9 protein-coding genes are annotated in these 12,721 nt (G+C 68.3%); 6 read left to right on the top strand and 3 right to left on the bottom strand.

The genetic code is table 11. The annotated features are described in order from the left end of the window. The first annotated feature begins 484 nt into the window (after window positions 1–484). From AC07PF_RS28985 to AC07PF_RS28975, 3 genes are all read left to right on the top strand, one after another. Complete coding sequence (locus AC07PF_RS28985; RefSeq protein WP_494614210.1) at window positions 485–2,245, top strand: RecQ family ATP-dependent DNA helicase; 1,761 nt, start codon at window positions 485–487, stop codon at window positions 2,243–2,245. Window positions 2,246–2,337: 92 nt separating this feature from the next. Next, a complete protein-coding gene (locus AC07PF_RS28980; RefSeq protein ID WP_494614209.1) occupies window positions 2,338–3,168 on the top strand; it encodes a transglutaminase-like domain-containing protein in 831 nt (276 codons plus the stop codon). 141 nt (window positions 3,169–3,309) lie between these two features. Next, entirely contained in the window at window positions 3,310–3,690 is a 381-nt protein-coding gene (locus AC07PF_RS28975; RefSeq protein WP_035205520.1) for a response regulator, read from the top strand. A 49-nt stretch (window positions 3,691–3,739) separates the two neighbouring features. On the opposite strand, the gene AC07PF_RS28970 is transcribed toward AC07PF_RS28975, so the two are convergent. Next, window positions 3,740–6,937 (bottom strand): WD40 repeat domain-containing protein, encoded by a 3,198-nt coding sequence (locus tag AC07PF_RS28970; protein ID WP_494614208.1) that lies wholly within the window; start codon window positions 6,935–6,937, stop codon window positions 3,740–3,742. Between the two features lie 279 nt (window positions 6,938–7,216). Between AC07PF_RS28970 and AC07PF_RS28965 the strand changes: the two genes are divergently transcribed. Beyond that, complete coding sequence (locus AC07PF_RS28965) at window positions 7,217–7,732, top strand: hypothetical protein (RefSeq protein ID WP_494614207.1); 516 nt, start codon at window positions 7,217–7,219, stop codon at window positions 7,730–7,732. Between the two features lie 77 nt (window positions 7,733–7,809). Here AC07PF_RS28965 and AC07PF_RS28960 read toward each other — a convergent pair whose 3' ends face one another. Further along, complete coding sequence (locus tag AC07PF_RS28960) at window positions 7,810–8,592, bottom strand: 3-hydroxybutyrate dehydrogenase (RefSeq protein WP_007858353.1); 783 nt, start codon at window positions 8,590–8,592, stop codon at window positions 7,810–7,812. Window positions 8,593–8,713: 121 nt separating this feature from the next. Between AC07PF_RS28960 and AC07PF_RS28955 the strand changes: the two genes are divergently transcribed. Together AC07PF_RS28955 and AC07PF_RS28950 are read left to right on the top strand one after the other, a co-directional pair. Continuing rightward, the gene (locus tag AC07PF_RS28955; RefSeq protein WP_494614206.1) at window positions 8,714–9,688 is read left to right on the top strand and encodes an alpha/beta fold hydrolase; all 975 of its coding nucleotides are present in this window, start codon (window positions 8,714–8,716) and stop codon (window positions 9,686–9,688) included. Next, window positions 9,685–11,913, top strand: a complete 2,229-nt coding sequence (locus AC07PF_RS28950; RefSeq protein ID WP_494614205.1) for a RelA/SpoT family protein — start codon at window positions 9,685–9,687, stop codon at window positions 11,911–11,913. Before AC07PF_RS28955 ends, AC07PF_RS28950 begins: the two co-directional genes overlap by 4 nt. Window positions 11,914–11,919: 6 nt before the next feature. On the opposite strand, the gene AC07PF_RS28945 is transcribed toward AC07PF_RS28950, so the two are convergent. Next, a complete protein-coding gene (locus AC07PF_RS28945; protein ID WP_494614204.1) occupies window positions 11,920–12,582 on the bottom strand; it encodes a GntR family transcriptional regulator in 663 nt (220 codons plus the stop codon). Window positions 12,583–12,721 lie beyond the last annotated feature (139 nt).

Raw genomic sequence — 12,721 nt, 5'->3', positions numbered from 1 at the left:
TGACCGTGCCGAGAAGCGCAGGGCCTGGGGTGAGCGCGTGCCGAAGGACACGCGCATCGTGAACTGACTCACCGCGGATGTTTGAGCGTAGTTCGCCCGTAGGGGGGAACGCAGCGAGTTCCGTGGTGCACCCCAGGACCGAGCATCGCAGGCTGCCCCCTCGCCACCGGCGAGGGGGACACGGGCAGCGGGGTCGCCTTCTCTTTGGTGACTTTCTCTTGGCGACGCAAGAGAAAGTTACTGCGCCGCCGGGCGCACACCCCGGCCTCCGCCCTCTGCAAAAGCATGCGTCATCAACCACCAACTCCCAACTCCCAACTCCCAACTCCCAATCATCAACCATCAACCCCCACATTCGCAGCGCTCGAACAGCGCATGCTGTCTTACACGCTCGTGCGCGGCATTCCGGCGCGGGGCGCGGGTCGTGCCTTCCCACAATCGGCCCCATCACACGCAGCACCACAACCGCCAGCGCAGGCCCGACATGAGCACCCACACCACCACCAGCCGCAAGACCGCCCAGCCCCCCTCGGCCCCTGCATCCATCGCTATCGCCAGCCCCGACGCCATCCAGAAAACCCTGCGCAAGGTCTTCGGCTTCCAGCGCCTGCGCCCCGGCCAGCTGGACGTGGTGCAGCGCGTGCTGCAGGGTGCCAGCACGCTGGCGGTGATGCCCACCGGCGCGGGCAAGTCGCTGTGCTACCAGTTGCCGGCCCTGCTGCTGCCGGGCACCACCGTCGTGGTGTCGCCCCTGGTCGCACTGATGAAGGACCAGTGCGACGCCTTGCGCGCCTTGGGCGTGGCCGTGGTGCAAGTCAACAGCGCCATCGGCAGCGATGAGCTGGCCGCGGCGCGCCAGGCCATCGAGAGCGGCAGCGCGCGCATCGTGCTGACCACGCCCGAGCAGATGGCCGACCCGGCGCTGATAGCCGCGCTGGCCCGGCACACGGTGAGCCTGCTGGTGGTGGACGAGGCGCACTGCATCGCCCAGTGGGGGCATGACTTTCGGCCCGCCTTCCTGGAGATCGCGCCGGCCGTGCGCGCGCTGGGGCGGCCCACGGTTCTGGCGCTCACGGCCACGGCCAAGCCGGCGGTGATGAAGGAGATCGTGTCCCAGTTCGGCATTGCCGCTGCCAACGTGGTGCAGACCGGCGCCTACCGGCCCAACCTGCAGCTCGCGGTGGAGCAACTGGGCCGCGCTTCCGACCGGTTGCCGCGTGCGCTGCAGCTGGTGGCCGCCAGCCAGGGCCCGGCCATCGTCTACACCGCCACGGTGAAGAGCGCGCAGGAGCTGCATGACAAGCTGGCCGCCGCTGGCGAAAGCGTGGGCCTGTACCACGGACGCCTGCCTGCTGCCCAGCGCACGCAGGCGCAGGACGACTTCATGGACGGCCGGGTGCGCGTGATGGTGGCCACCAACGCCTTCGGCCTGGGCATCGACAAGCCGGACATCCGCTTCGTGCTGCACTACCAGATGCCCGCCAGCGTGGACGCCTACTACCAGGAGGCCGGTCGCGCAGGGCGCGACGGTAACGACTCGCAGTGCACGCTGCTCTACGTGCGACAGGATCGCGCGCTGCAGCAGTTCTTCGCCTCGGGCCGATATCCCACGCTGGATGACCTGCAGGCAGTGCATGCCGCACTGCTGCACACGGCACCCGAAGGGGGCTGGACGGCCGATGCAATGGTCGACGCCGTGTCGAGCCCCCGGGCCAAGGCCCTGGTGGCGCTGAGCCTGCTGCGCAGCCACAAGGTGGTGCGGCGCGACCGGGCCGGCCGTTTCACCCTGGCCCGCGAACTGGACGATGCGGCGCTGGAACCCCTGCTGGCCCGCTACCGCAGCCGCCGCGAGCAGGACAGCGCGACGCTGGAGGCCATGGTGGCCTACTCCCAGAGCGGCCGTTGCCGTTGGCAGGCGGTGCTGTCGGCACTGGGCGACGAGTCTGCTGCCGCCGATGGTTGTGGCCGCTGCGACAACTGCCTGCGCATTGCCGCGCTGTCGCGCCTGGCGCCGGCCGTGGCCACGCCAGAGCAGCCCATCGAGGTGCGCACGCAGCCGACGAGCGCCAAGCCGGCCTTCACCGGCGGCGACGCCGTGCGCGCCAAGCGCTATGGTACCGGCCAGGTGGTCGAGGCCAATGCGCATGGGGTGACGGTGGAGTTCCCGAACGGGGCGCGGCGCACCTTTTTGCCGGAGTTCGTGCGCGCGGTGCGGCGGTCCGCGCAGGTGGCGCTCGCGGCGTGAAGCGGCCCGCCCAGCCCATGCGCAGGCGCATCCAGCGCGTTGGAGGGGCATTGCGGGTCCCCGCACCCAGTGCCAGCCCCTAGACTCGCTGGATGAACCAAACCTTCGTCAAGCTGCACGCCACCTGCCACATGACACTGTCCGCCGACGCAGACTGTGCCGTGGTGGCGGTGCTGCGCCCAAGAAGCGGGGATGCGCAGTGGATGGTGCAGGAGCGCTACGAGCTGACTCCGGTCGTGCCGATGACGGAGTATGTGGACGACCATGGCAACCTGTGCCAGCGGCTGAAGATTCCGCAGGGCCAGATGCGCATCGAGGTCGACATGATCATGATCACCGACACGCACATTGCGGTAGACGCCAGCGCCGCCGCCGTGCCGGTGGAAGAGCTGCCCTCCGACGCCCTCAAGTACCTGCTGCAAAGCCGCTATTGCCCGTCCGACAAGATGCAGGACAAGGCGCGCGAGATCGTGGGCGATGCCTCGCCGGGCTATGGCCAGGTCGAGGCCATCCGCAGCTGGGTGCACCACAACCTCGAGTACCGCTACAACGTCAGCAGCGGCACCACCGATGCGCTGGACACCCTGAACGATGGCGCGGGCGTGTGCCGGGATTTCTCGCATGTCGCCATCGGCCTGTGCCGGGCCCTGGACATCCCTGCGCGCTACGTCGTGGGCTACCTGCACGCGCTCGACCCCATGGACATGCACGCCTGGTTCGAGGCCTTCGTGGGGGACCGGTGGTATGCCTTCGACGGAACCCAGGCCCATGCAAGGGGCGGGCGCATCGTGGTAGCCTACGGGAGGGATGCGGCAGATGTCGCGTTCCTGTCGTACTACGGCCCGCTCGAAATCACGCTGATGAACGTGCGCGTCGAAGAGATTGCGATGGAGGCCCCGCTGACTTTTCCCCTGCGGGCCTGATATCCGCCGAACCCTGTCAATCTGGCAGCTTGCCTGTCTGGCGCGCCCCTGCCGCACCTGCCACAGGGCGATGGCGGCTCCTGCTACCCCAACCTGATGTATGTGCAGTGCCTCTGCCAGGCGCTGCATCCCCCATTGAAGATGTCCCTCGTCACCCTTCTTGTAGAAGACAACAAACCCATTTGCGACACCCTGGTCCCGGCGCTGGAGGAGGCTGCCAACGCGCAGGTGGTGGCCATTGCAAAAACGTCGATGGGTGCCGGGCAGGCGCTGGCGCGCTGGCGCGGCAAGTGGCACCTGCTGGTGGTGGATCTGCACCTGGGCCAGGGCTCGGGCCTGGACGTGCTGCAGGCCGTGGGGCCGCGCTCTTCGGACCAGCATGTGCTGGTGCTGACCAACCACGCCACGCCCGAGATGCGCGCACGCTGCCTGGCCCTGGGGGCGGATGCGGTGTTCGACAAGGTGACCGAACTGCAGGCCTTCTTCGATCACTGCACGCAGCTGCCCGAGGTGGTGGTCTGATGGTGCTGGGTTGGCGGGGCTGTCCGCCAACCCCCACCGTGCATGGGCCTTACCAGCGCAGCGGCGAGGCCTCGCTGCCCCAGAAGATCCAGCGGCGCAGCTCCACATAAGGGGACGTGCCGATGGCGTAGGGGTCTGCGCCCACCCCTGTGCCTGCCTTCGCGTCCACCTGTGCGTCCACCTCCGCGCGCTGCAGCAGCACCAGGTAGCCGCTGCAGGTGCCGGCCAGCAGCAGGCTGCCGTCGTTCGATACCTCCAGCGCGCTGATGGTGCCGCCGATGTGGTGGCGCCACAGTGCCTTGCCGCTGTCGTCCCGGGCGTGCAGGTAGCCATAGGCGTCGCCCATGATCACCATGCCCGGCAGCGTGGCCGATGCGTAGACGCGGCATTCGGAGTCGAACGGTGTGCCCTCGCTGTCCTGTGCATCGCCCACGCGGCTGGCCACGGTGTAGCCGTTGTAGAAGTGGCAGGAGTTGGCCCACAGCAGCGCGCCGTCGTGCGAGAAGCGGGTGTGGTGCGGGTAGGACTCGGTCATCAGCGTGCGCAGCACCCGGCCCTGCGCGTCGAGCAGGATGTGCATGCTGTCCTGGTCGCCCAGGGCAATGTGCCGCTCATCGGGCGACAGCGCCATGTGCAGCATGTCCAGCGCCAGCTGGCGGGGGCCGGTGTTCTCGTCCCCGCCATCCTGGTCGTCGTCTTCGCCATCATCACTGGCGTCCGCGCCGTTCTCCACCCCCTCCTGCAGCTGGTTCTTGGGCCAGCTGCAAGGGCCGTCGTCCTCGAACTCCTGCGGATGGATGCGCTGCACGCCGCCGGGTGTGAGCAGGTACACGCCCGTGGGGTTGCGCAGCAGCGCGCGCTGGCCGTCGTTGAAGGGGATGAGCTCGTCGCAGCGCTGGCCCAGCGCGCCTGCGGACAGGCCCAGCGCGGTGGGCAGCCCCTCGTTGCCCTGCGGCAGCGGCAGTTGCGCGATCTGGGGCCCGCCAAAGCCCTGGTGCGTGGTGATGTGCGTGCCATCGCTCTGCGCATAGCAGCGCCCGTCGTGCGAGCGGCCCAGGCCCTTGAGCGCCGGCAGTGGTGTGAGCGCCGGGCCCTGCAGCTGCACCCAGTGCACGTCGGGGCTGTAGTCGGCACCCCTGCGCAGCACCGTGCCGGCACCGTCCGCCAGCTGGAACACCGGGCCGATGCACTGCCCCTGTTCCGACGCCAGGGCGGCATAGGCATCGGGCGCAAACGCAAAGCGCTGGCGAAACCGCTCGGTGAGGGCTTCGTCCGCCTGGCGGCTCACCACCCGGGCCAGCTGCAGCACCGTGGCGGCGCTGGCCCCGCGCGGGTCATCGGGCAGCGGGTCGCCGGAGCCTTGCTGCCCGGCGCCGGCATCGTCGTCCCACCGTGGTGGCTGGTAGCCGGCCGCTTCGGCGGCAGCGGCGGCTGCCTGCGCCACGCGCTGGTGGGCGCGGACGGCCGCCACATAGGCCTGGCCACCGGCCTGCCATTCCCCGGACAGCCGCAGCAGTTCGGGCGGGAACACGGCCGTATCCGGCAAGCCAGGGGCCAGCGGCGGCGTTGCCAGCAGCTGCACCGCGGCTTCGATGCGCCGGGTCTCGGCTTTCTGGGCCTGCTCCTGGGCCCGCTCGGCCAACTGCTTGTCGTGCGCCTCCAGCAGCGATGCCTCCGCCATGCCCACCAGGCGCAGCAGCCGCGCACAGTGGTCGGCCGCACCGCGTGGCAGCGGCGGCCGGTGTTCGCTTTGCCGCTGGCTGTAGGTGAACTCCACCGGCTCCCGGCCCTCACCTGGCCGGTCGATGTCGATCTGGTAGTTGCCGTGGGCGTCGTGCTCCACGTCGCCCGGGGCGTCCTCGCCGTTCTCCCAGCTCACATCGAGCGCGCGGCACCAGAACTCGCCATCGTGCATGGCGGGCTGGCGCGCGCCCAGCCACACGTCGCCGAACCAGGTGCCGCGCTTGTCGGCGTCCCACCAGTCGTTGTATTCGTCGGTGAACACGGGCAGGCGGGTGATGCGTTCGATGCGCTGGGCGCTGAGCTCTGCCTTCAGCCGCTGGTGCAGCGGGTAGCCCGCGCGCGCCTGGCCCACGGCACGGCGCACATAGTCGAGCACGCCGCGCCATGCTGCTTCGCAGGCCTCGTGCACTTCATCATCGGCGTCCTTGTCCAGCGTGGTCCATTCGCCGGGTTCGCCATCGGTGAACTCGCGGTACAGCAGGGTGATGGACTCGACTGCTGCCGCAGCACGCCGGCGCCGCGTGGCCCGGCCCGGGGTTGCGCAAGCCTGCGGCACAGCCAGGTAGAACTCCCAGGTCTTCCACACCGTGATGTACACCCGGTCGTCATGCTGCGTGCCTTCCGCGTCCACATGGCGGCGGCACAGCGAGAAATGGGTCTGCCCGAACCAGCCGTCGGTGTGCTCCTCATCATCACCCTCCAGCACGGGCGAGTTCACCATGGCCTGGATATTGGCCGCGCTGATGGCCTCGTCGGCAAACAGGTCGTCGGCCAGGGGCAGGTCGGCGTGGATGTCGCGGCTGCTGCGCACCGGGCTCTGGCCTGCACGCACGGCGGCCAACACACGGTCGCGGTCCAGCAGGTCGGCCAGGCTGCCTTCGCCATCGTCGATGCCGTTGTAGAAGCCCGGGGCAAACACCAGCCCGGCGGCCTCGTTGGAGAACTCCACCAGGCTCGGTACGCCACGCACTTCGTCGAGCAGAAACTCCACTTCCTCATCACCGCCGATGTGCACGGCGCAGTCTTCGGTGAACAGCGCCACGCGCGCCGCAAGGCCGCCATCCACCCGCAGTTCGCCCGGCTCGCCGTGGCCCCACAGCAGGCCGTCGACCTGCAGCGTGCCCTGCACATGCAGTATCAGCCCTTCCACCACGGCGTGCTGCAGCTGCGCATTGCCCAGCACGGTGAGGTGGCTGCTGCCATAGGCGTCGCCACCGCTCAGTGCCCCGTCGATCTGCAGATTGCCTTCGATGAGCACAAGGTACAGATGACCCGGAGGCGGCCCTGGCAGACCGGAGGTGGCCTGGGCCAGGGCGCGCAGCGCGCTGCCGGGCTGCAGGGGCGCGTCCAGGTCCAGCGCGGACAACTGCAGGTCACCGCTGACCCAGGCCACGGTGGCATCGGCAAGGGTGTCGGGCTCCGACTGCAGTTGCTCGGCCATCGGGCCATCGGCAGGGAGCAGGTGGGCCACATCGGCCAGGGGTACGAAACGCAGGTTGGGCATGGGCAAGACAGGCGTGGCGCGCCCGAGGGTCGTTGGGGGAATGGGCGGGGCGGTGGAGCGGGGCGCGGACAGCGGTCCGCAGTGGGCGTGGCGCGCCGCACCCGTGTGTTGTTGACCCCCTCCGTTCAGCCAATGTATGCGCCAACGGCGTGTGGCAGCGGCCTTCCGTCGCAATGAAGAGCCCATCCGTCGATTTGTTCCGGATTGGCGTGCCATCTTTGAACAGGTTCTAAGATGGCGGCCATCCGTTCTGTTCTGTTTCACGCCAGGAGCCGTGCTGTGAGCTTTTCCCACAAGGCGTTTGCGTTCGATGGGCACGCATTCGAACGCCAGTTGGCGCCAACGCTGCGCCAGGCGCTGGCCCAGGGCGGTACCTCGGCCCTGGAGGCTTTCATCGACACCCATCGGGCGTCGCTCAAGGACCCGTACGAAGGGGAGCCTCTGTCGCCCGACTGGCGCTCGCAGCTCGAGGCCGGCGATGTGCAGGAGCTCGCCGACTTTGCGCTCACCCGCTACTACGACCCTAAGGCGGACTTCGGTATCGGCGCAGAGTGGGCCGGCCTGGAGCCGGACCTGCCCGGCGTGCAGCGGCAGGCGTTGCTGGGCGCAGCGCTGGAAGAGGGCGGCCAGGCCTTCGATCCAGGCCGCATGGGCAGTTACTTCCAGGATCAGCCGTGTGCCGCCAAGTCCCTGCAGGTGCTTGGGCATGTGGACGATGGCGGAGCACTGGGTACCTTCAAGCGCGGGTTGCAGCAGGCCGTCCGCGCGGGGCGGGGGATTAATGTCAGCTTTTGAGGCGAGCGCACTGCCGTTGGCAGCAGGCGCTCATGGCAGCGGATAAAAATCGCAGCCGTTCAGTGCATGGTGCTGGCTTACTGCGCCGCCCAGCCCCCATCCATATTCCACGCCACGCCGCGCACGTTGTTGGCGGCGGGGGAGCAGAAGAACACGGCCAGTTCGCCCAGTTCTTCGGGGGTGGTGAACTGCATCGAGGGCTCTTTTTCGCCCAGCAGCAGCTTCTTGGCGTCTTCGTTCGACAGGCCGTGCTCGGCGGCCTTGGCGTCCACCTGTTTTTGCACCAGGGGGGTCAGCACCCAGCCGGGGCAGATTGCGTTGCAGGTGACGCCGGTGGTGGCGTTCTCCAGTGCGGTCACCTTGGTCAGGCCGACGATGCCGTGCTTGGCGGCGACGTAGGCGGCTTTCTGGGCCGAGCCGACCAGGCCGTGCACCGATGCCAGGTTGATGATGCGGCCCCAGTTGGCGGCCTTCATGGCGGGCAGGGCCAGGCGCGATGCGTGGAAGGCGCTGGACAGATTGATGGCGATGATGGCGTCCCACTTCTCGACGGGGAAGTCCTCCACGTTGGCCACGTGCTGGATGCCGGCGTTGTTGACCAGGATGTCCACGCGGCCGAACTGGCTGGCGCTGTACTTCATCATGTCTTCGATGTCGGCCACGCGGCTCATGTCGGCACCGTGGTAGGCCACCTGGGCGCCGGCTTCCTTGCCGGCGGCAAGCACTTCGGCACGGGGCGTGTCCACATCGCCAAAACCGTTGAGCACCACGTTGGCGCCCTGTCGCGCGAGGGCTTTGGCGATACCGAGGCCGATGCCGCTGGTGGAGCCAGTGACGAGGGCCGTTTTGCCTTTGAGCATGAGTGTCACTCCGAATGAAAGATGAATATGAATTACGATGAAGGCAACGCCTTGCCAGGGCTCCTGGCCGGCGCTGATTGAACGCAGGCATTATCAAGTGCCGCTACCGGATTTCGCACCCATGATAGAACCTACGCTGAACTACGTACTGTGCCCTGGCACCGGGGCCGCTGCGGTGCCCGCCGGTCAAGACCCTGCTGCCGCCAGGCCTGTCACAGGCCCGCAGCACCGCATGGCGTATTGGGAGTGGAATGCCACGGGCAACCCCGCGCATCCGCACGTGATCGTCTGCGTGCACGGTCTGTCGCGCCAGGGGCGCGATTTCGACGTGCTGGCCCGTGAATTGAGCCAGCACGCCCGCGTGGTCTGCCCCGACGTGGTGGGCCGCGGCCAGAGCGACTGGCTGGCCGACCCCATGGGCTACCAGATCCCGCAGTACGGCGCCGACATGGTGGCCCTGCTGGCGCAATTGCACCAGCAGGCACCCATCACCACGCTCGACTGGGTGGGTACCAGCATGGGCGGGCTGATCGGCATGGGCATCACGGGCCAGCCCGATCTGCCGCTGCCCGTGCCGGTACGCCGCCTGGTGCTCAACGACGTGGGCCCGGTGATCCAGTGGCAGGCGCTGCAGCGCATCGGCCAGTACCTGGGCTTTCTCGCCAAATTCGAATCGCTGCAGCAGGCGGCCGATGCCATGTGGGTCATTTCCACCAGCTTTGGCCCGCACACGCCGGCCCAGTGGCTGGAGCTGTCGCGCGCCATGGTGCGCAGCCTGCCCGAAGGCGGCGTCACGCTGCACTACGACCCGGCCATTGCCGTGCCCTTCAGGTCCCTGACGCAGGAGGCCGCCACCGCAGGCGAAGCCTTCCTGTGGCAGCTGTACGACCAGATCACCGCGCGCACCCTGCTGCTGCGCGGCGCGCAGTCGGACCTGCTCTCGCACGAGACCGCGCAGGCCATGGCCGCGCGCGGCCCGCGTGCGCAGCTGGTGGAGTTTGCGGGCGTGGGCCATGCGCCCACCCTGGTCGCAGCCGACCAGGTGGCGGCGGTGCGCGATTTTCTGCTGGCGGAGGAAGGTACTGCCGCCGCATGAAGACGCTTGCCCCGCCCCCCGGCCCGCTGCTGAACACGGCCGAGGCCGTACCCCAGCTGATCGCGGCCACGGCCCACACCTTGCCCGAACAGGTGAATGCGCTGGTGCGTGCCCGCGCCTTTGCCGAACCGCTGATCGCCAGCGAAGCGCTGGACTCCGGCGAGAACACCCTGGCCCATGCCGATGCGGTGGCCGCCATCCTCAAAAGCATTGGCGGCTCCGAAGCCATGCAGGCCGCCAGCTACCTGGTGTACTCGTGCGTGCACCTGAACAAGCCCGAGGAAGTGATCACCAAGGCCTTTGGCGCCAATTTTGCCGCGCTGGCGGTAGAGACCACCAAGCTCGTGCGCGTGCAGCAGCAGGCGCGCGGCGCCCAGGCGCTGGACGACCCGGCCCTGCAGACCGAGAACGTGCGCAAGATGCTGCTGGCCTTCTCGCGCGACCTGCGCGTGGTCATGCTGCGCCTGGCCTCGCGGCTGCAGACGCTGCGCTTTCACGCGGCCACCAAGCTGCCCATGTCGCCCAGCCTGGCGCGCGAGTCGCTGCAGGTGTTTGCCCAACTGGCCAACCGCCTGGGCATCTGGCAGGTGAAGTGGGAGCTCGAAGACCTGTCCTTCCGCTTTCTGGAGCCCGACACCTACAAGGAGGTGGCGCGCCTGCTCGACGAGAAGCGCGGCGAGCGCGAGGTCTACATGGAGCAGCTGCGCGCGCGGCTCGAGTCGGACCTGCGTGCGCGCAGCATCAGCGCCAGCGTGCAGGGCCGGCCCAAGCACATCTACAGCATCGTCAAGAAGATGCGCGGCAAGTCGCTCAACTTCGACCAGGTGTACGACATCCGCGCGCTGCGTGTGGTGGTGCCCACGGTGAAGGACTGCTACGCCGCGCTGAGCTGGGTGCACCAGCGCTTTGCGCCCATCGTCGAGGAGTTCGACGACTACATCGCCAAGCCCAAGGCCAACGGCTACCAGTCGCTGCACACCATCGTGCGCGACGACCTCAACGGCAAGCCCATCGAGATCCAGATCCGCACCCAGGCCATGCACGAGCATGCCGAGCACGGTGTGGCCGCGCACTGGGCCTACAAGGAGGCGGGTGCCAAGGGCTATGTGGGCGTGTCCGCCACCGGCGAGTACGACGCCAAGATCGCCGTGCTGCGCCAGCTGCTGGCGTGGGAGCGCGACCTGGCCGGCCATGCGCAAAAGAGCAACGGCCTGTTCGAGGACCGCATCTACGTGCTGACCCCCGAGGCCGCCGTGGTCGACCTGCCCCAGGGCGCCACCCCGGTGGACTTTGCCTACAGCGTGCACACCAGCCTGGGCCACCGCTGCCGCGGCGCCAAGGTCGACGGCGTGATGGTGCCGCTGAACACCCCGCTGCAGAACGGCCAGACGGTGGAGATCGTCACCGTGAAGGAGGGCCGCCCCTCGCGCGACTGGCTCAATGCCGAGCTGGGCTACCTCACCAGCAACCGCGCCAAGGCCAAGGTGCGCGCCTGGTTCAACGCCCAGGCCACGCACGAAACCGTGGCCCGCGGCCGCGAGGCGGTGGAGCGCCTGCTGCAGCGCGAGGGCAAGACGGCCGTGAAGCTCGACGACCTGGCCGTGCAACTGGGCTTCAAGTCGGCCGAGGCCCTGTTCGAGGTGGTGGGCAAGGACGAGTTCTCGCTGCGCAACATCGAGACCGTGCTGCGCCCGGCCGAGCCGCCGCCGAGCAGCGATGACTACCTGCTGCTGAAAAAGCCGCGCGGCAATGAATCATCCGGCCCCAAGGGCGGGGTGCTGGTGGTGGGCATCGACTCGCTCATGACCCAGCTGGCCAAGTGCTGCAAGCCCGCACCGCCGGACGACATACGCGGCTTTGTCACGCGCGGCAAGGGCGTGAGCGTGCACCGCTCGGACTGCAGCAACTTCCGCGAGATGGCCGCCAAGAACGGCGAACGCGTGATCGACGTGGACTGGGGCCTGCCCAAGGCCTCGGCCGCGGACAAGCCCGCCGTCTACCCCGTGGACGTGGCCGTGGAGGCTGCCGACCGCCAGGGCCTGCTGCGCGATATCTCCGAAGTGTTTGCACGCGAGAAGACCAACGTCATCGGCGTGCAGACCCAGTCCGTCAAGGGCACGGCGTGGATGACGTTCACGGTGGAGGTGGCCGACTCGGGGCGGCTCAACAAGGTGCTGGGGATCGTGGCGGGGGTGCAGGGGGTGCGGTCGGCCCGGCGCAGGTAGCAGCCCCTACTCCGTAGGATTGCGCCGGTATTCACCCCGGTGCTTCATGAAGCGGTGGTACGACATGCGCAGGTGCAGCTGCATCACCTGGCGCGCCAGCTCGCCGTCGCGCGCGCGCACGGCGATCACCAGGTCGCGGTGGTGGTGCAGGCTTTGCACCAGCTCTTCGGGCGTGTAGATGTAGAACGAGCGCTTGATGATCGGCATGTCGATCATGGTCGCCAGCATGGTCTTGAGGCGTGGCGAGCCCGATGCCTCGATCAGCGCGTGGTGAAAATCCCGGTTGGCGGACTGCACTTCGGCAATGCCATCGTGGCCGGCGGCAATGCCGGCCTCCATGCGCTGGTTGCTGGCTTCCAGCTCATCGGCCAGCCCCTCGCCACCGCGCGTGGCCGCAAGGAAGGAGGCATATGGCTCCAGCAGCATGCGCAGCTGGAAGGTCTCTTCCACATCCCAGTCGCTCCACTCCGACACGCGGATGCCCTGACCCGCGCCGTCCGTCGCCAGGCCGTCTTCCACCAGGCGGTGCAGCGCATTGCGCACGGGCGTGCGGCTCAGCCCCAGGTCGCGGGCGATGGGCTCCTCCTTGAGCTGCTCGCCCGGGCTGTAGTGGCCGCCGATGAGCCGCTGCCGCAGAACCTCGTACGCCTTGTCTTTCACGTTTTGCACTGTGTTTGCACCAGGTGGGTGGGGATGGTGCGCTGATTCTAGGTGACGGCCGTGCTTCGCGCTGCGCCCTGGGGTGGCAAGCGAAAAATACAAAACAAGTACAAATTTGTTTGATGCTACGGGAAATCCCTATGAATCA

The sequence above is a fragment of the Acidovorax sp. GW821-FHT10A04 genome (assembly GCF_059415825.1).
This window is presented reverse-complemented; position numbering and strand designations above follow the sequence as displayed.